The organism is Pseudoalteromonas luteoviolacea NCIMB 1944, from assembly GCF_001625565.1.
GTDB classification, from domain to species: Bacteria; Pseudomonadota; Gammaproteobacteria; order Enterobacterales; family Alteromonadaceae; genus Pseudoalteromonas; species Pseudoalteromonas luteoviolacea_F.
In genome coordinates, this window is sequence record NZ_AUXS01000075.1 from 503373 (window position 1) to 522598 (window position 19226).

Genomic DNA, 19226 nt, shown 5'->3' on the forward strand with positions numbered 1-19226 from the left:
TTTTCCTTTATTTTTATTCGCTTAGAATGACTTGTTGAGCTTGCCCAAATGGGGAGAGACTAGATATTACTATGGTATCACCAGCCTGCAAGCCGCTTTTTACTTCTACTTCTCTGATACTTTTTGCACCCAATGTGATGCGTGTCCTAACTGCGCTGCCATCTGCAATTTTGTAGGTTGTGCTTGCGGAGCCGGTTTCGACAAATGCACCGCGTTCCACTTTTAGTACATTCTGCTTATGGGAAATGATAATCTGGGCGTTGACGCGTTGATTTTGGCGCAAACTTTCTGGTTGTTGGTCGAAACGAATACGACCTGATACGCGACCATTTTCGACCTCAGGTGAAATGGCCATCAGTGTTGCAAGATAGTACTGGTTATTTATTTGCACTTTGGCCTTCAATCCAATGCCCAGTTCATCTGCGAGATTTTCGGGAATATATGCTTCCACTTCCAATTCACTTAAATCAACCAGTGACATCAGTTCACTGTCTCTTTGTACATGTTGTTTTTGCTGAACGTTTAAGTTGCCTACAATACCGTTGAGTGGAGAAGTGAGTGTTAACGCATCCACTTGGCGCTGTAAATCAGCGACTAGATGGCGCTGCCTATCTAAATCCAATTGGGTGCTTTGCAGTTCAAAGTTGAGCTGTTCTTGTGATAGCTTCAAGCTCTCGATAGCATGGCGTTCATTGAGCTCTGCGCGCTTGAGTTCAACCATGGTTTGCTCCAACTCTAGCTTGGAGATAATTTGTTTTTCTATGCTAGCGTTTGCGCGGGCCATTTCACTTTGTGCAGCCTCAAGCTCTACTTTTGCCAACTCCATTTTTTGTGTGTTGTCGAGTTGTTGCTGTTTGATAGCAATTTGCTTGCGTTTTACTTCCATTTCTATGCGTCTTAATGTGGCTTCTTCTTGCAACAATTGGTTGCGAAGCTCCGGGCTATCTAAACTTGCCAACGCTTGTCCGGTAGTGATGGTGTCACCAGCTTTGACATGCAATGTCACTGTGCCTGAAGCAATGGCGTAGAGTGACGGACTCACCGCGGCGAGGGTACGTCCTTCTACCCGGATGTCTTGGATCATGTCGCCTCTGACCACTTGTGCTGTTTTTAACTGCTGACTTGAAACCACTTGCTCTGCGGATAGCAGTTGCGAAAAGTCTTCAAGTGAAAGTGCGACAGCGCTGAGCAACCCTACGCCTCCAAGCCCTGCTAGCAGCCACTTTTTCGCGGTGGGCTTTTTCGTTATTACTTTATCCTGTTGTGATGTATTGCGGATCATGGCGTCCGGCTCCTTGAATCTATGTCGTTTGTTTTTACATATCAATCATTGTGCCAATTTTTATCTCTTTGTTTTTTCTATACTTTATTGGTTTTGTGGTGAGTTTGCATTTGGCATCGGACGGACACCGGACAGTACGCGGACAGTAAAATGAAGCGGACGCCGGACAATTAATTACTGGTTTTAATGAAAGGCACAAAGTTAACGGTGACTTGCTGGTGAGGAGTCGCTTTGTTGTATGATTGATAATCACAGGGTATAAGTTGTCATGAAGGTAAAAATGATGGTTATGTCTCTATATATCAATATAGGGAGAAGCTATGGTGTTTGATTATTGCCAATTTATTCCATATCGGCTCAAGGTATGGAGTACAGCAAGTTGGATCAATACTAACCAGATAGTGAAAATACTACTCCATGATTTAGATAGCCCCAAAATGCGATTAAAAAGGAATACCAGCCATACAAAAGATAGCGACAGACTGAGTGGGCTATTCAATGTGCTAAGTGCATAAAGTGTCGTAATTGTAGCAATAAAAACGGCGAGCGCGCAGCGCATTATGCTGCCATAGTCTGCGCCAATAAAGCGCACAGTGGCTTTTGCAGGGGCGAGTGTCAGCACAAACAGTAAAGATATCACTAAGAAAGCAGACTCAATTTGATAGTTTAATTCCATTTAACAATCTATGAAGGTTAAGTTTCCAAGTAAGGTAATTATTTCACATTAAGTACGGTGATTACTAGTCGCGTTAGCACGCCTATGTAAACTTGGTAGAATTAATTAGGATTTTACTACTAAATTATTTTATGTATCTAATACAAAAAAACTAAATAAATTGGTTTTGTTCATATTCTTTCCTTATTTCATACGCATATTCTGACTTGGTGGCCTGATTTAAATCTAATCCTATGATTTTGATGCATTTGTTTTCATTTTAGGGATGAAAATGAATAACATCTCAGTCTAAAGTGAGGCCATCGACATAACCCCAACAAGAATTTGGTAGTCGTTATGGAGGAACTGCAATGTTTGGAAAAAACTACCGTCGCTCGATATATCAACTTGTGCTTATCCCCATTTTTATAGGGGCATTTACAGTGCAAGCAAATATCCCAATAGAAGTATCTGCGCCAGAGCAATTGATCGCCAAGGTTCATTCAGCCACTGAAGTAGGGCTGAATTGGCAGGCCCCAAAAGATGTGGAGGGTGTCACCGGATATCGCATTTTTCGCGATGGAAAGCGAGTAGGCCGCACCAAGATGACCTTTTTTATCGACACCTCTGCAAGTCCAAACGTGGAGCATGCCTATCACGTGGTTGCTGTTGCTAAAGGTCAGGGCAGAAAAGTCAGTCTGCCTTCTAACATCGACAGTGTGAGGACTTTGAAAAGCGATGACAACGAAGGTATGCGCAATGGCTCTGTGATCAGAGTGGGTATTGCGAGGCTGGTGGACCACTGTGGTACCAATGATATTGATGCGATACCAGAACAAGAGCTTGATACTTGTATGGATAAGCTGATCGAACACTATACATTGCGAGAGGGGCTCGACGACATGCAAGCTTATGCAGCGCGGTACCGTCGTCAAGAAGACAGTGAACTGATTGAGTTAGGAAAAAGGCTCTTTTTTAGTAAAGCATTGAGTCAAAATTTCGATACATCGTGTGCATCCTGTCATCATCCTGCAGAAAGTTGTGGCAGTGATGGCTTATCTTTGTCAGTGGGCGTCAATGCCAATGATCCTGACGTGATGGGGCCCGGTAGAACGGATGGCCAGGTTGTACCGTCAGTAGGGCGCAGTTCACCTCAAATATGTAACTCGGCACTGTGGGTAGACAGTATGTTTTGGGATCAACGAGTGAGATTACGAGAAGCGAATCGTGACAGTGAAGTTGGTACCGTGTCGACTGCGGATATACAAACGCCGGAACTGACAGTTACACGTCTGATGAATGAAGAGGTGGAAAATACCGATCCATTACGCCTTTTGATGGCGCAGGCACACTTTCCAATCACTGCACCCGCTGAAATGGGTGATCCGTCAGGGTTTGAGTCACCTCAAGCCTATCGTGAGTTTATTGCACAGCGGCTTTCACAGGAGTGGAAACCCTATTTTCATGCCGCATTTGGTGACGAACAAGTAAACTTTTTACGTATTGCTCGCGCTATGTCTGCTTATCAGGCTTCATTTATGTTTATCGATAATCCATTTTTTGATTACATTGACGGTGAACGTCAAAAGCTTAACGAGGCCGAAAAACGCGGTGCGATGTTTTTTTACACCGGGGCTGGGTGTGCCAATTGTCATGATGGTGTGATGTTCACGCCTGAACGTACGCGAGGTCCGCTATACCCACAAATTGGCGTTCATGGTGTTGCCGATGGCAACTTTAAAAACCAGTTTAGAATGCCAAGTTTGCTCAATGTGGGGATCACCGCGCCGTATGGAGATAAAGGTGTATTTACGACTTTAGAGCGGGTTATTGAGCACTATTCTGATGTTACAGGCTCTTTAGAACGCTTTTATGGTGAAAATGAAACATGTGGATTGGCGCAATTTCAACACTTAAATGCTGAGCAATGTGCCCAAGTTGTTGGTGACGCTGGCGAATATGTGTTGGCGTTAAATGCGCAAAATCGAGCTGCATCCGATCGGAGCGATGAGGCTATTGTTCGCGGTTTTACGCCTCAACAAGTAGGTTATCTGGCGGCATTTTTACGTGCTTTGACAGATCCTGAAGCCGTTGCAGGCAGTAATGAGATCAATGCCTTGATCCCGCCAAGAGATGGTGGGCCAGATGGTCATCAGTTTGATGCCATTAATAGGGAAGGGGAGGCACTGTAAAAGAGGTTTAAGCAGGCATGCAATGTGCCTGCTTTTTGTATTTTCTCTATATCTCATTGAATTTGTTTCTATTTATATTCTTTTTTTCGGGTTAATTTTGTTTTAGGATGTTATCCGGGTATGCATAATCGAAGGAAAGCGTAGTGATGGATTTTCATTCAATGATAGAAGTTTGGCATGAGTTTTATTCCGTACTATCTCAAGTAAGTGCAACGTTTGCCGGGTTGCTCTTTGTTAGCCTCTCGTTGCGCCACGAAGTCTTAAATCACCCCGAGTGTGTTCGCGTAAAACACCTCGCGCAACATACTTTCAAAGCATTTCTATATTTGGTGGTTTTTTCACTTATTTTCATGATCCCTAAAGCTGGGCTCCTAGGTACAACCATACCACTGTTTCTAGTTGCGCTTTATGCGTTTGTGATCACTGCACGGGGGTTGAAAATAGAGCTAAGAGACAAGTCAAAGTACAGTGTTCAAGTGTCGGGTGCTATTAAGATTTACCTGTTATCTTTGCTGACATATCTGATGTTTGGTGTGGTGGCTGTGTTGCTATTTATCGGTGTAAATAATGCGCTTTATTTGGTCGTTGGTTTAGTAATATGGACTTTGGCGCTGGTAACGACGAGCTCATGGAAGTTGTTAGCAGAGTTGAACGCAGGTAACATCATACCAAGTAATAAATGATTCACATAACAGTGTGTTTATCTTAGGCTACCCATACAAGTCCAGATAAATAGACACTGGACTTGTATGGTTTCGAAGTGAGGCGTTTGTTACTAGCTAGTTGACAGTTCGCCCTGAACTTGGTCGATGTCTTGTTGGACTTGCTTTGTTTTTTTCGCAAATTTCTGGGCGCTATACCAACACAAACTCGCGATTGTAATGAACATGAAATCGACAATAAATAAATCTACTAGCACTGTGTTTGATAAAACACTGCCATATTGTAAGTAGCTCGGTAAGTTTGCCAACGCTGCAAGTGCATAGACAAGCCCGGATAACTTGAGCGTATATTGGCAGAATTGAGGTTGTTGCTTGATAAACAATGAGATGACAGTACAGACAAAGAAGCTTGCATAAACGATGGTATGAATGCTCGCCATACGATCTTCGAGGTCTATCGGCAATACCTTGGCTGCAACAGCACCTAACGCAATTGCAATCATACAACCAATAAACGCGCCCGATGTTAAACGAGTGACAAAAGCAAGGCTACGCTGGCTCTGTTTTTTTTGTTTGGCACGTTTGCTTATCCACATCAGGTTGCCGGTGATAATTACATAGGCGGTAGCTAGACCAAGAATGAAAAAAGCAATACGCATACCGTAACCTGCAAAATCGCCAAAGTGCAGGCTGGCAATAGTGGCAAGGCCCCCACGCAAATTGTTGTCGTAGTTATCGTGCGTAATGTAAATTTGTTTCTGATCCTTTAGGGTATAACGTACATCCACCTCATTGGAAAACTCATCGTTACTTTTTGCCATAAAAACCAATACTGCATTTTCATCACCAAAATGCTCGATCATCATGCGTCTAAGTGTGACATCACCGAGTTCCTCCATAGCCCTGACATACAATTCGTCTATGCCCGTCATTGCCATGCGAGTGTCTGCTTCTTCAATATGGGGTTCATTAAACCCTGCCGCTTGCAGCACTTTTTCTTGGCTGCCTTGATACAAGATCAGGGCGTAAGAAATTTGATAGACAATGACTAAGTTAAAAACCAGTCCTGTGAATGCATACATGATATGAAATGGCAGTCCCATGGTACCGATTAAGTTGTGGGCATCGAGCCATTTATCCTTATTGGCACCAAATCGATATTGGTAAAAATTTTTAAACAGTTTGCGCCAGTGGATCACCACACCACTGAGTAAGGCGACAAAAAAGAATAATGTGATGATGCCGACAAAATAGAGACCTATGCGCCCGATACCCAAATCATAGTGGAGGTGGTAGACAAAATTGGCAAACTGGAAGTTATTCGCGGGGGCAATAACATCGCCAGTTACCGGGTCGAGCAACAAGCTCATATCTTGGTGGTCTTCGCCAGTTTCAGGATGGGGCTCTTCAAGGTCGACGGCAAAGTAAGCCTGCATGAACGGATTGCGCTCTGTTGGCTCGTACAGGTAGAAAATATGGTGTGTATCAACTTGATACTGCTCGTCCAGTTTTGCCATAACAGTATCATAAGACACTTGTTGGCTGTGAGGCGCATGCTCCCCAATCAATGCGACTTTTTCCCAAGTATCGAGGTTTTCACGGAACAAACTAATAGAACCGGCAATAAACACAATAAATAAAACAAATGAAATGATCAGGCCAATCCAGGCATGTGCATTAGTCAGAGACTTTAAAGTTTGGCTTTTCATTGTGTTACACCATTAATATTACGTTGAGGAGTGCGGATGGAAGCAGCACTAATAGCAAATATTTAGTCGCCTTAAGTGAAGTTTCAAAGGCATATACCCAAACCATGATCCCAGCCCATATAGGAAAGCCTAAAATAAGGCCTATGAGCAGACGAGTGTCTTCCTCAAACGGCAAAATTAAGTTGGTATTGAGTGCGATAGAGATAGAAATCAGTAAGCCAAAAATAAATCCAAGTATTGATTTAGGCCACATAGACAAAACCTCCAACTGTTGAGCAAAGGACAATGAGAAGCACGGATGTTGTCATAAATAAACGTCTAGACTTACCTGACAGAATCGTCACAGAGACCAACCCTAGCATCAAAACCACCAGACTCGCCAAAAGCGCAGACACAAGTGGGAATGTATGTGCGAAAAGGGCATTTGCAAGAAGATAAAGCGCAAGCGCCACCAAATAGCCTAACCACTTATTAATCGGGTTAGCCAACAGACGCTGTTTTGGGCTAGATAGGTATAGCAGCAAAGATGCTATCCATATAGGGATAATAGCGAGAAAGCTCATGTAAATAAAAATCATTGTTATTTTGTTGTTTATTGTTTCAATAAGTGAATCAAATTTCAACAATAAAAGTATGAAGATCTTACATGCTAAGTGAAAATGTATCTGGAATAGTGGCTAAATTAGGGGCAAAGACAACCTTTGGTTCTATGTCTTCGCCCATTTTAATCTGAGTTATAGCGTATCTTTGAGTAGCTCTAACACTTCTTTTACTGATAGTTTGGAAATCGCATCATGACCACTGAGTAATTGGTGTGCCAAATCACGCTTTTGCTCATGCATGGCTAAGATTTTTTCCTCAATCGTGTTCTGTGCAATAAGACGATAAATGGTTACGGGGCGCGATTGACCAATGCGGTGTGCGCGATCTGATGCTTGCGCTTCGACAGCGGGGTTCCACCAAGGGTCCATATGAATCACATAGTCTGCTGCGGTCAAATTTAATCCGGATCCACCCGCTTTAAGGCTGATCAAAAAGACATCTCCATCACCGCGCTGAAATGCGTTGACACGTTCTTGCCTTTGTTTCGCTGTGGTTGAGCCATCTAAATATTGATATCTGATCCCGCGGTTTTGCAAATGTACTTCGAGTAATTTCAGATGGCCAACAAATTGACTGAATATCAGTGCTTTGTGACCATTGTCGCGGAGCTCTAATAGTAACTCATCAAGTTTTGCCAATTTTGCGCTGCTGAGACTTAACTCTGGCGCGACTAAATTAGGGTTACAGCAAACTTGGCGCAACTTGGTCAGTTCAGCGAGCATCGCGAGATGCTGAGTCCCAGTATCTTGTTGTTCATTGGCTTCAGCAATATTCGCGATCGCCGTCTGCCGCAGTGCTTCATACAAGGTTTGTTCTTCGTCACTGAGTTGTATCGGGACGTTGATCTCGGTACGCGGAGGAAGCTCGGTGAGTACTTGGTGTTTCATTCTACGCAAGATAAACGGCTGCAATAGAGTTTTCAAATTTTGTTGTGCGTAGCGCGCTGCGATGGGCTTTTCATCTTTATTGTCTATTGGCTGAATAAAACGCTCTGAAAAGCGTTTTAAATTCCCAAGTAACCCTGGATTTACAAAACGGAAGAGCGACCATAACTCAACTAGGTTGTTCTCAATAGGTGTGCCTGTTGTGATCATTTTAAACTCACCTTTTAGCGCGCAAGCCGCTTTTGCCCGTTGTGAGAGTGGATTTTTAATAGCCTGCGCTTCATCGGCAACGATAGATGACCAGTTTATTTCTTTCAACAATGCAATATCGCGCACCAGTAATCCGTAGCTGACAACGACAACATCATGGGCTCGAAGCTCTGAAAATAGCGCGTGGCGTTTTTCGCCAGAGGGGAAGTGCGCAAGCATTTTTAATGTTAAAGTTGGGGCAAATTTGCGTGCTTCTTGTTGCCAATTAAAGCACACGGATGTCGGTGCAATGATTAAGCTCGGTCCTTTGTGTGCTCTCGATAGCAAGACTGCGAGAGATTGCAACGTTTTACCCAGTCCCATATCATCGGCGAGGCAGGCTCCTGCGCCCCAATGAGCAAGTCGCATGGCCCAATCATATCCTGCCAATTGGTAGTCGCGAAGCGTTGCTTGTAAATCAGCTGGCGGTGCGAGCTCTAAAGTGTTCGCCTGCTGCATTAATTGTGATTGCTGCTCCCACGCATGGAGTGTTTTCATACGCATGCCTGTGGTGGCTTCAGAGACTATTGGGCTGGCTAAGGGGTGAAACCGACCTTGCTCTGTACTTTGATTTAACTGAACAAGTTTCTCATGAAGAGCGTGAGACAGTGCGATTACTTGCTGTGTGTCTAACTCCACAAATCGGCCATGACTTTGCTCAACAAGTTTGAGTAGTTCTTTAAGATCTAGCACTTGTTGATCATTGATTTGCAGTTCTCCATTTAGATCAAACCATTGATTTTTCTTAGAGATAGCCAGTTGTAAATGCTGTGATTCTAAAGTGGGAGAGAGCTGTATTTTTTTCCCTTTTGGCCAGCGAATTTGGACCGCCAGTGGTGGCGTTTTTTGTAGTGAAAGCTCTAGCTGCTCCAGTGCACACAGGGCATCTTGTAGGTCTGCAATGCAAAGCCGGTTGTCTGCCATGGCTAAAAAAGCGGGGCATTGTGTATCTAGGCTATCTAGTAGCTCTTGTTCCATTACTAGGTTTCGCTTTGTGGCAATGCGTTTGCCATTGATCTCTGTGCTGATACTTGCATTGCCCACCCCGGGGTGAAATGCGGGGCCTGCATCGCCAAAGGGCATACTCAAGCAGTGAAATTCCAAACCTTGCTGGTACGGACTGACATTGATCACCAGCTGCTGCTGCGCTGCAACTGTCTCAAGACCGATATCAATATCGCTCACATCTGATTGAATATTTAACAATGGCGCAATGGCCGCAATACTGGAAATGAGTTTTTGCTTAGCCTGCTTGGGAATAAGCAGTCCGTTTTCGCCAATTATACTGGCGATTTTTAAGTGCGGTTTTTCAAAGTAAGTGAATACATACTTATATTCAGAGTCTTTTTTTATCGAATATACCGTACTGCGTTTTGCAAAGTCATTGGGGAGTTCCGGCAGACTTAAAAGTAGCTGATCACCGCACTCGGTAATAGCGAGTTGAGCGGGTGACTCTGCCACTTCAATCGGTTCATTTAAATCGCTCACATGATAGATGTTTGAGGCGTGAACGGCTGCGCGAAGTGCATTGATATTCTGCAAGTGATAATGCGTGTGCTGCCAGTGCTGCTCAACGCTCATGGCTTCAATTATGTTAAGGTCCGAAGATGTTAGATATGATAACTCTTGATGGGTTAAATGCAGGGTTTCAAGGGAGACTGCTTTGCCCTTGCTCCAACCGCTTTGTTGTTGCTTTTGTATTTTTGCAGTGAAACACACATTATCTTTATCTATATCGAGAAGCCAAATTAACCGCTCTGTGCTTTGTGCCTTGTCTTGCTCCGATGAAATATGTGCAGGCGCAAGAGCTAGTAATCTGTCTAACGCCAAGTCCCACTCAGATTGCTGCTTGATGAGCCTAGGAAAATTCAGCGCTATATGGGTATCGTATGTCGTAGAATTAGTCTCTACTTGTAGCTGATTAGCCATAGCAGACAAGATGTTGAGCCGACCTGTATCAAAAAATGCGCGGCATAACGTCAATCGCTCTAACTGCAAATCATTAATCGGTTGTTTGCACCAGTACAAAGCAAACAGCGAAAAAAGCTGGCATACATAATAATTTAGAGGGCTGTCTTGTAAATCTCGTTCCTGCTCTGAAAACTGTGTGATAAATGGTGCGCAAGTAAGTAAAGACTCACTTAAGCACTCAAATAGCTGTCCGATATAGTAATTTGCTTTAGTACCTTTTTTGTCTGAGAGCTGATTGCTAGCAAGCGTCATTGCTTGTTCAATATGGTTATTTTGGCTAGTGCCAGATGCCATCAAAGCAAGTAAGTGCAACCAGCCAAAAAAGCCATGAAGGTAAGGCGCTTTCTTTTTAGAGTATTTTTGTTGTGCTTGTAATGCCGCATTAAACTGTTCGCACGCCGCTTTCAACTGATTGTCTAAAAGTAAAAAACAGGCTTTAAGCTGTTGGCCGTAGCTCGTTATGTCATTTGCTTTTATGAGCAGTTGCGCTTGCTCGGTATTGTTCATCAGCAACAAACTTTCACACAATAGTAAACGTAGATCACGATTTTTCGGGCTGTGCACTTGAGCCTGTGTTAACAACTCAATTGTCACACTCGGGTCCATACCAAACTGTTTTTGATTAGATAGCAGAGCAGCAAAAGCTTGGTATTGCATATCTTCAGGGAGTTCGAGAAATGTATCTAGCTGAAATGGGAAAAACACAAAATGCACCAACGCAGCGTTGTTGTGAACATTGACCATTTGTGGGTTCTTGTTAAATGCGAGACGGTTTTTTGCTTTGGGTATTTGGCCTAAAAACAAAAAGTCACGTGTCAGGCGGTTTTCATCTTCTGGATCTCGTTCCCATTCATAGGCATTGAGTACAGGTATATATTCTTCTGCACACTTTAAAATTGGTAATAATAGCCCGAGCTTCTGAACATGTTGTGTGACAAGATTCGCAACCAGTGGATTAATGCGTAAGTTTAATTGCTCACACTGTGCCAACTGCTTGCTTTCAAGTACCGCTGTCAACTCTGAACTTAGCGCTGACGCTGGTCTGCCTTGCGCGATGAATCCTTGTTCTGCTAATCGCTTCAATATTTGTTTAATCTTGATTGTCGAAGCTGATTTAAACACCACGGCGAGCACCTGAACTAGCGCTTTATAATCATCATCGAGTGCCAAATAGTTTTGGTAGAGCCGTTCTATCGTGGCGTGTGTATCAGCTGTCAAATTAAGCGAGCGATTGATTGCGTCCAAAAGTATTCCTAAACATACGGTATTGCGGGGGAAAGTACCAAATGGCAGCGTTTGTCACAAGTCTTATGCATGGTTTAAAAACGATGGATATAAAAGGCATTTCTTCCAGCTACTGACGTTTGTGCTAATTCAAATCGACATTTTTCAAGGGCACGTATTGAACCAAGATTATTAGGATCAACACCAGCGTGCACTGTTTTAATTGGTGTGTTTTGCCTTAAATAACCCATTACGCCCGACAGCAATTCGGTGCCATATCCCTTTCCCCAATCTTGCTCGGCAACTAAATAACCAAGATGAGCACTGTATTGTTCGCTGTGTACAATGGCGAGTCCTATGGGATGGAAGGTTGAATTGAGAGGCGATGACTTAGGCACTGCGATGTAAATTTCAGCCTCTTTTAATTTGCCGTTAAGCCAATGGTGCGCGTCGCAATCTTGTGGTGGAGATTGCCAATCTTGTGGCAAAAATGACACCACAGAAGGCGTGAGTATTTTTACGATGGACGTAGCGCATTCGGGGGTTTCCAGTAAGGCGCTGCAGGTATAGAAATCTAGTCTCGAAGTTTGAAACAAAGGCGTCATAATTAAACCGCTCCATGGGCAAGCCAACCTTGACCGCCCACTAAATCTATATTCGTTAATGTTAGTCAGCTTTTCATTTTTGTGACTGTTTAAATGCCATCAGTTGCTGATGGCCCGATAGTGCGGGACCTGCAAGTGCTTTTAACAGCAAGCTACCTACATAAATGAATAGCGCGGTAACAAGGGCATCTAAAAACCATGCAATTGGCACTGCGGCAATACCTAAAACGCCCGGCATAACTTGTAAACCTGGTAGCGTAAATTGCTGTGTGATGCCATGGAGACACAGTGCGATCCAAAACCCAAAACAGTAGGGACATTGCCAAGCTTCATAGAGGTAGGCTAATGGTTTAGGTAGTTTGTGGATTAGGGCAGTAAACCAAGTGCCCCAGTCAGGAAGCTTTTCCCAAATCAATATATGTAATGTGAGGCCAAGCAAGGCTGTGGAAAAGTTTATTGTCTCTGTAGATTCAATCATAATACACCTATCAATCTGCGTTTTTTAATATGCTGACTATATTAGTTAGGTTTATAGCCGTTAAAAATTGACAGTTTTAATTGATAATCGGCTTATTCTTTGTTTTAGGATATTGGGAGATGTTACATGCATGCACTTTCAGTTGGGGAGGCGTTTTTAGATACACTTGTTGAACAAAAGCATGGTTCACACGCAGAGTGTGTGCTCACATATATCGTGGCAGGCGAAATGACCGTTGCTCATCGTGTTCCTTTTCAGGTTTTACCCGGCATGTTTAATATTGTACCGCCTGGTGTCCCTCATTCCTTGCTAGAGGGGAGTGGGTTGCAGGTTTTGTGGCTGAGTTTTTGTCCTGACTGTTTAAATTTAACATCAAGTGACTTAATGATGCCGTTTGAAAGTGTCAAAAGGGGCGAACTACCGGCACGTAAAACCCAGCAGAATAGACGTGATTTTATTGTCACGTTATTTCATGAGTTAATGGTGGCACAGCAACGAAAGCTCACTTTAGAAGTCCAGCGCAGCTTTGTCATTCTATTATTAAATGAGCTTAATCAGGCAGGCGCATTGGCACCAAACCAAACCCAATATAATGCAAAGGTTGAAAGCGCACTGGCTTATATTCAAGCTAATTTTCTACAACCTATTGGGTTAAATGAAGTGAGTACAGCTGTGCATGTTAGCCCGCCATATCTTGCGACCCTATTTAAGCGAGAAACAGGCTATACAGTAGGACAATGGATCACTGAAAAACGATTGGCCCAAGCCTGTACTCAGCTATTACATACCGCTTTACCTGTAAGTCAGTTGGCTGAAACATTAGGCTGGAGTGACACCACACATTTTATTCGCCAGTTTAAAAAGCATCTAGGTCAAACGCCAGCTGCGTGGCGTAAAGAAAATAAAAAGTAGTTTTATTGTTTAAAAACCACTTAATTTATATTTTTTATTTACATTAAAATGCGCTATTTATCTATTTTTAAACTGCGTAAAAATCAAGTTGTTTAATTGTGGTTCGATGAAATTGATAATTCATATTAGTTGTTTTGATAGTGTTGTTAATTTGTTTATAGCATTTGTTTTTTAACGAGTTTTCGCTTTTTTGACGAGTAGAAAAAAATCATTATTATTCGCTTTTTAATTTTAAGGAGTAATATTGGTTGAAGTTTTTTCTACTGTTAATATTTTTTCTAAGTCCATTTGTAAATGCGAAAACAACTTGGATCCCCATACACTCAGGTAAAGTTTTTACCGTCATTCCCCTGATACCAAAAGGTGTTTTTGAAGCGCCAACAGGTATAAAAAAACAGCAGTTAAGCAGCGGTATTAAAGTGTCTTGGAATGATGTAGAGCATGCGAGTAAATTTTTAATACAGGCAAAAAATACATCAGGTGATTGGATTGACATAAAAATAGTTGAAGGTACTGAGCTTATATTAGGCAATGAGTTTAAGCGGTATCATCAAGTTCGCATCTCAGCTTGCAACTATATTTCCTGTAAAAATACAGGCCTTGCCAGCTCAAGCTTAACGTTTAAAAAATCAATTATATTTGTTCATCCAGATATATTAGGCAGTCCAGTTGCGGAGAGTACGCTGTGAAGCAATTTATAAATTATAGTTTAGTTGTGGGCTCTATTGTTACAGCAACAACGTTAAGTGCACTTACAACTGAAGATCTTTTTGAAGTACAGGGGGTTAGACTTAGCCAATTCTCCAGTGCTATGACGGGTAATGATTTAAGCAATGTTTTAAAGGTAGAGCAATTAAATCACGATATGTTCACAGATAAAATTGACACGGGTGCAGGTACAGTGTCATTTATCAATACGGATATTAGCTTGCCCGGCAACTTTGATTTACCTGTAGATTATCGATATAGATATGATACCAATTATCCCTACCACCGAAGCTGGTACCGAGATGTAGCTAGAATATCTTTCACTTACATGTCCAGTAAGGACTTTACGACCATGCCAATATCATGGCAAAACGGAAAGTATTGTTCACAAGATATTGTAAAGAACAGAACAGAAACTAAAGAGCGAATCGTTCACTCAATGACAGGGGCGTTTGAACTCTATGTTCCAGGTCGCACACAGTCTAGACTAATTGCGAATAAAGGCGGCTGGGCAGAAGCAAAATCTTCTTATCGATATTTTACCAATGATAATTGGTTAGTCTCTTGTTACACAGAAAGTGGCAAAGAAGGGTTTATTGCGCATGCACCTAATGGCGATAAATACTATTTTAATCAGGTGGAACATACGACGACCTTAAATGAGTGGGGAACTGCCATTTATGATATAGATGACTACCCGGCATATTTAAATCGAGTTGAGCTTAGGTTATCGAAAATAGTCGATAAGTTTGGCAACTGGGTGAAATATGAAAAAGGCAAAACCATTGCCAGTGATGGGCGTGTGCTGGAAGTAAAGTCCGGTTTGGGGGGGCATCAGCGCAGTGGTTACAGTGGTGCTTTCACCATTGAAGGGTATAATCAAAAGAATCCGAGCGATAAGCGTAAGTGGACAATTGTTCGTTATAAGCAAAAGAACTGGAATAGCCCGTTAAGTATTGAGCTGATACGCCCAAGTGGCCGATCATGGCATTATACAACAGATTATATAGATGCGGAGGCTGCTGATTTAATCATAGGTGGCGGATCGGCTATTCCACCAATCGGGTGTTACCACGCAACTCCTGAAACTGTAATGACAGTGCAGCATCCGAATAAATCGTCTGCTAAATTTATTATGAGCGAGCGAGGAGACTCTATATTCAATGCACCTAGAAATATCGAAGGTAGAACCCCGCATTGCACCTCTAGGCTGAGTATTAAAAGAAAAGAAGTGAAGATTATCAATGCTAACTTAAATGGAGGTACTGAAAATTATGTGTGGAATTACACCTATTCCGAAGCTTCTGGATTAGATACAAGAGATGACTCGAATATTTTTGAAGGCTCAGCGCCTAGTAATATTGATAAACTCTACTTTAAGTGGACTAGAGTGGATGGACCTGAAGACTACTATAAGAAGTACTTTATAAACCGAGATAACAAAAGTCCCTTTCAAAATAGAACATTCGCCATTGAGACGCGTAAAAAGTCCAATAATCGCTTGTTGAGTACCAAAAAATTTGATTATTGGAGTTCAGATCAACTAGGCTCAATCAACTACGATCGCAATGCAAATTTTGAGCAAACAACTCGAATGGCACATATCAAAGAAGAGGTAACTGAAACTAACTCTGATATCTATAAAATACAATACTCAGATTTTGATAGCTTTGGTACATCAAAAAAGCAAGAGTATTTATTGAATAATAAAAAGACCCACTATGTTAAACGATTGTATAATCATGATATTGCAAAATGGCATTTGAAGCAGCATAAAAGCTATGAAGTGTCTGAAGACGGATATAATTATCATAACCTAAGTTATATTGAATTTAGGCGCTTTTCATCAGACGGTGGGAGGTGGTCAAACATGCTATTGCCTGCGTACGAAAATAAATATCGCCGCGTGGTCAAACGGTTTAACAGTTATAACGATGAAGGCAATTTAACGCAAGTTACCCATTCATCAAACTCTTATACTGGACGTCAATATATTGAAAAGCTAAGTGATTATAAATCGGGTATCGCTCAAAAAGTTAGTCGCTATGCGCCATACAGTACTTCTTTGGTTGATGAGCATTACACTGCTGATGTAATGGGAAATATAACGTCAGCGACGGACTTTAACGGCAATACTAGTAAATATTACTATGATGGTGAAAATAGGGTAGTAGGTATTGAGTTTCCAGTAGACCAAATAAATGGCAGTTGGCAAGATATGAGTATTGCGTGGAACAATAACTCAAACAGCCGTACCATTTATAACTGTGATTTGAATACATACACGAAAAAATGTAATGGTGGTTATAGCTTAAAAGTGCAAGAGCACTATGATACATATGACCGTTTGGTACATACGAAACTAACTGACCCCAGTATGTTAGGTGGCTCCAAAGATATTTATCAATCCTATAAATATGATTCAGACAATAGACAGATCTTCTCTTCCCTGCCTAGCTTCTCTAATAATGAGAACGATGGAGATGTATTTAAATACGACCACCTCGGACGCTTATATTTTAGTAAAACACGCCAAGAAGGACTAAGGTTATTTGCTTATGAACAAGGAAATAAAGTTACCGAGAATGGTGGGACGGAGCTTGAGGTTAGTCGCTGGTATAAGCCGTTTGGGAAGCCTTCCTATGACGAGCTTCTAAAAGTTGTTACTAAAGAGTCAACGACAAACATTGACAAGGATGCCGCTGGACGTATTAATTATATTCAAAAGTCTCATGGTAGTAAGTCATTTATAGAACGCAGATTATACAGCAGTTTTGATGGCACTTTGTGTTTAATTCGTCGAGCAGATACTGGCAACGAATTATTAAAATATGATGTGACGGGTAAAAAAACTATGGTCTAAAAAAGGTGTTGCTAATACGAGTTGTGTGACAGCTATGCCGTCTGGTGCGACACAGTACAAGTACGATAATGCCGGAAACTTAAAGCTGATCGATTACCCATCGGGAACACATGATGTGCACTTTGAGCGCGATGCTGCAGGCAATACACTATCTATTCGTCAAGGCTCAGTAACACAGCGATATAATTACAATTCAATGCATTTAGCGGAAGATGAGCAACTTTATATCGAGGGTGAAACGCCACTATTTTTAGACTACGAGTATAATAAATCTGGCTATCTAGAGTCATTGGTATACCCAGATGGTTCGGTTGTAAAGTACGCTCTAAGTGGAACAGGCTCGCCAAAGTCAATCAATATATATGACCAACAAGGTAAGCTGGAACAGGCCGTAATTAAGAATATCTACTATCACGCCAATGGTATACCCAGACAATTTGAGTATGCAAACGGGGTTAAGTACGACTTGTCTTTGCACACAGATATTGGTTTACCGAAAGGCTTGAGTTATAAGCAGGGAAGTCGAGCGCTTGTTAGCTATCAATATGGCTACAACGATCAGCATAATATTCAGTCGATTAAAGACTATGTAGATGGTCGTTTTACTATCTCAGGTATGAATTATGACAGCGAAGGCCGCTTGACTTATGCCCGAGGCGGCTCAGCACTAGGTAATATCGACGTAGACTATGACTACTTAGGTAATATTTCTCATTATTCGAGTAGTCGACGAAATCTCAATTACACATATGCATCAAATAATCGCCTATCTAAGGTAACTGGTGTGAGCGGCCGCTATGGCAGTTTTAGGTATGACTCGAGAGGCAACACTCTATATAACGGCGCATATAATATGACCTATGATGCGGCTGGTCGTATGATCACTGCAAACGGCACTAGCTTTGTATATGACGGCCATGGAAAGCGTGTTAAAACCACTGCAAATGGTAAAGAAAGTTTTAGTTTTTACAATGCTCACGGTAGGTTGGTTTTTAGTGAAAAAGGCTCGTTAGATGGAGCTGGGACTAACTATGTTTATTTTGATAATTTACTGGTGGCAAAATATGGCAGCGTAGATCTCACGAAAGTTAAATCTGGAGTGAAGCGTCATATGCCTTTTGGTGAACCCTTGAACTCGCAAGAGGATGAAGTAGGCTACACAGGTCATATGTACGATAAATCTTTGGGGCTCAACTATGCACAAGCTCGCTACTATGATCCCGTGATTGGTCGCTTTTATTCTAATGATCCTGTAGATGCTGCAGGGCATCTTGGTATTGGTAATATTGTACAAGGATTTAATCGTTTTTCTTATGCAAACAACAATCCATATAAATTTACTGACCCAGATGGTGAACTACCACTTTGGGTAGGAGCTGGACTTGGCGCTGCGGCCATTAATTATGGTCAGCAAGTGGCAAAGAACCTCGCAAGCCAAGAGATGTCTTTCTCCGATGCAATTTACGGTGAAGTTAAATTTACGGAAGTTGCAGTAGAAGGTTTAGTAGGGGCGGTCGGCGCTAATGGAGCCAAAATGTTGGCGACGGCGATTTCCGGCGCAAACAGTGTTGGCAAGATTGATTCGGTCGGTGCTAGGATTTCCATGGGGGTGACAGGAGCCGCGCAAACCGGCTACGCAGGTGCAATTAAAGGCGGTCTGACTGAAGAGGATCCGTTAACAACTGCCGTTAAAAATGTTATTGATACCGCTTCACCTGTTCCTGTAGCAGATCAGCTTCATGAGTGGCTCAGAGAGTTATGGTAGTAAATTACTTAAAATCTAATGTCTTGAACCCTATTGTTTTGGGGTCAATGATAAAATATTTCGTGGTGAAACTCTGGCTATTTATTTTGCTGCTATCAGCAAGCAGTACTGTTTTTAAAGATGAGCTCTTATTTAAGAAAATATATTTGTCTGTTATTTCAGCTATGATTTTTCTATTTATATTTACTGTGCTTACTTTGATACTTTTTCCACTCGTAAAAAGAAAGCAGGGCTTGGAGGAACTAGCGAAGTTAAGCAGTAAACAAAGAGGAGAAGAGCTTGGAAAGTTATTAACTTGGTGGGCTTAATTTAAAGTTAGGATTTTCCTAACAAATTATATATCAATGGGTTATTGGCATTTACTTATGGTGAGAGTAACCGCCGTTTGGCAATAACCCTAATAAACAGACTCAAAGCTATAATCAAAAACGCTAAGGCCATGATGATATCATGGCCTTTTTTGA

At 42.0% G+C, this 19226-nt stretch carries 14 protein-coding genes; 6 read left to right on the forward strand and 8 right to left on the reverse strand.

Annotated elements, in window-relative coordinates; translation table 11 throughout:
- Positions 1-13: 13 nt before the first annotated feature.
- A complete protein-coding gene (locus tag N483_RS24540) occupies positions 14-1282 on the reverse strand; it encodes an efflux RND transporter periplasmic adaptor subunit (RefSeq protein ID WP_023401329.1) in 1269 nt (422 codons plus the stop codon).
- Between the two features lie 331 nt (positions 1283-1613).
- Positions 1614-1958, reverse strand: a complete 345-nt coding sequence (locus tag N483_RS24545) for a hypothetical protein (protein WP_036977152.1) — start codon at positions 1956-1958, stop codon at positions 1614-1616.
- Positions 1959-2308: 350 nt separating this feature from the next.
- On the opposite strand from N483_RS24545, the gene N483_RS24550 reads away from it, so the two are divergent.
- Both N483_RS24550 and N483_RS24555 read left to right on the forward strand, forming a co-directional pair.
- Positions 2309-4129, forward strand: coding sequence for a cytochrome c peroxidase (locus N483_RS24550; protein WP_023401331.1), 1821 nt, complete (start codon positions 2309-2311; stop codon positions 4127-4129).
- A 146-nt stretch (positions 4130-4275) separates the two neighbouring features.
- Positions 4276-4812 (forward strand): hypothetical protein, encoded by a 537-nt coding sequence (locus tag N483_RS24555; protein ID WP_023401332.1) that lies wholly within the window; start codon positions 4276-4278, stop codon positions 4810-4812.
- A gap of 92 nt (positions 4813-4904) precedes the next feature.
- On the opposite strand, the gene N483_RS24560 is transcribed toward N483_RS24555, so the two are convergent.
- The 6 genes from N483_RS24560 to N483_RS24585 form a co-directional block, all read right to left on the reverse strand.
- Positions 4905-6500, reverse strand: coding sequence for a PepSY-associated TM helix domain-containing protein (locus N483_RS24560; RefSeq protein WP_023401333.1), 1596 nt, complete (start codon positions 6498-6500; stop codon positions 4905-4907).
- 4 nt (positions 6501-6504) lie between these two features.
- The gene (locus tag N483_RS24565; RefSeq protein ID WP_023401334.1) at positions 6505-6753 is read right to left on the reverse strand and encodes a hypothetical protein; all 249 of its coding nucleotides are present in this window, start codon (positions 6751-6753) and stop codon (positions 6505-6507) included.
- On the reverse strand, positions 6743-7063 hold the full coding sequence (locus N483_RS24570) for a hypothetical protein (RefSeq protein WP_063383401.1): 321 nt from the start codon (positions 7061-7063) through the stop codon (positions 6743-6745). The genes N483_RS24565 and N483_RS24570 overlap by 11 nt, the downstream gene beginning before the upstream one ends.
- 171 nt (positions 7064-7234) lie before the next feature.
- On the reverse strand, positions 7235-11452 hold the full coding sequence (locus tag N483_RS24575) for a DEAD/DEAH box helicase (RefSeq protein WP_023401336.1): 4218 nt from the start codon (positions 11450-11452) through the stop codon (positions 7235-7237).
- A 74-nt stretch (positions 11453-11526) separates the two neighbouring features.
- Entirely contained in the window at positions 11527-12036 is a 510-nt protein-coding gene (locus N483_RS24580; protein WP_023401337.1) for a GNAT family N-acetyltransferase, read from the reverse strand.
- 73 nt (positions 12037-12109) lie between these two features.
- Positions 12110-12514 carry a hypothetical protein gene (locus tag N483_RS24585; RefSeq protein ID WP_023401338.1) on the reverse strand — a complete coding sequence of 135 codons (405 nt, stop codon included), beginning with the start codon at positions 12512-12514 and terminating at the stop codon, positions 12110-12112.
- Positions 12515-12640: 126 nt separating this feature from the next.
- On the opposite strand from N483_RS24585, the gene N483_RS24590 reads away from it, so the two are divergent.
- From N483_RS24590 to N483_RS27555, 4 genes are all read left to right on the forward strand, one after another.
- Positions 12641-13426 (forward strand): helix-turn-helix domain-containing protein, encoded by a 786-nt coding sequence (locus N483_RS24590; protein WP_023401339.1) that lies wholly within the window; start codon positions 12641-12643, stop codon positions 13424-13426.
- 248 nt (positions 13427-13674) lie between these two features.
- Entirely contained in the window at positions 13675-14115 is a 441-nt protein-coding gene (locus N483_RS24595; RefSeq protein ID WP_023401340.1) for a hypothetical protein, read from the forward strand.
- Positions 14112-16997, forward strand: a complete 2886-nt coding sequence (locus N483_RS24600; protein ID WP_023401341.1) for a hypothetical protein — start codon at positions 14112-14114, stop codon at positions 16995-16997. The genes N483_RS24595 and N483_RS24600 overlap by 4 nt, the downstream gene beginning before the upstream one ends.
- Positions 16998-17031: 34 nt before the next feature.
- Positions 17032-18762, forward strand: a complete 1731-nt coding sequence (locus N483_RS27555) for an RHS repeat domain-containing protein (RefSeq protein ID WP_023401342.1) — start codon at positions 17032-17034, stop codon at positions 18760-18762.
- Positions 18763-19226: the final 464 nt, after the last annotated feature.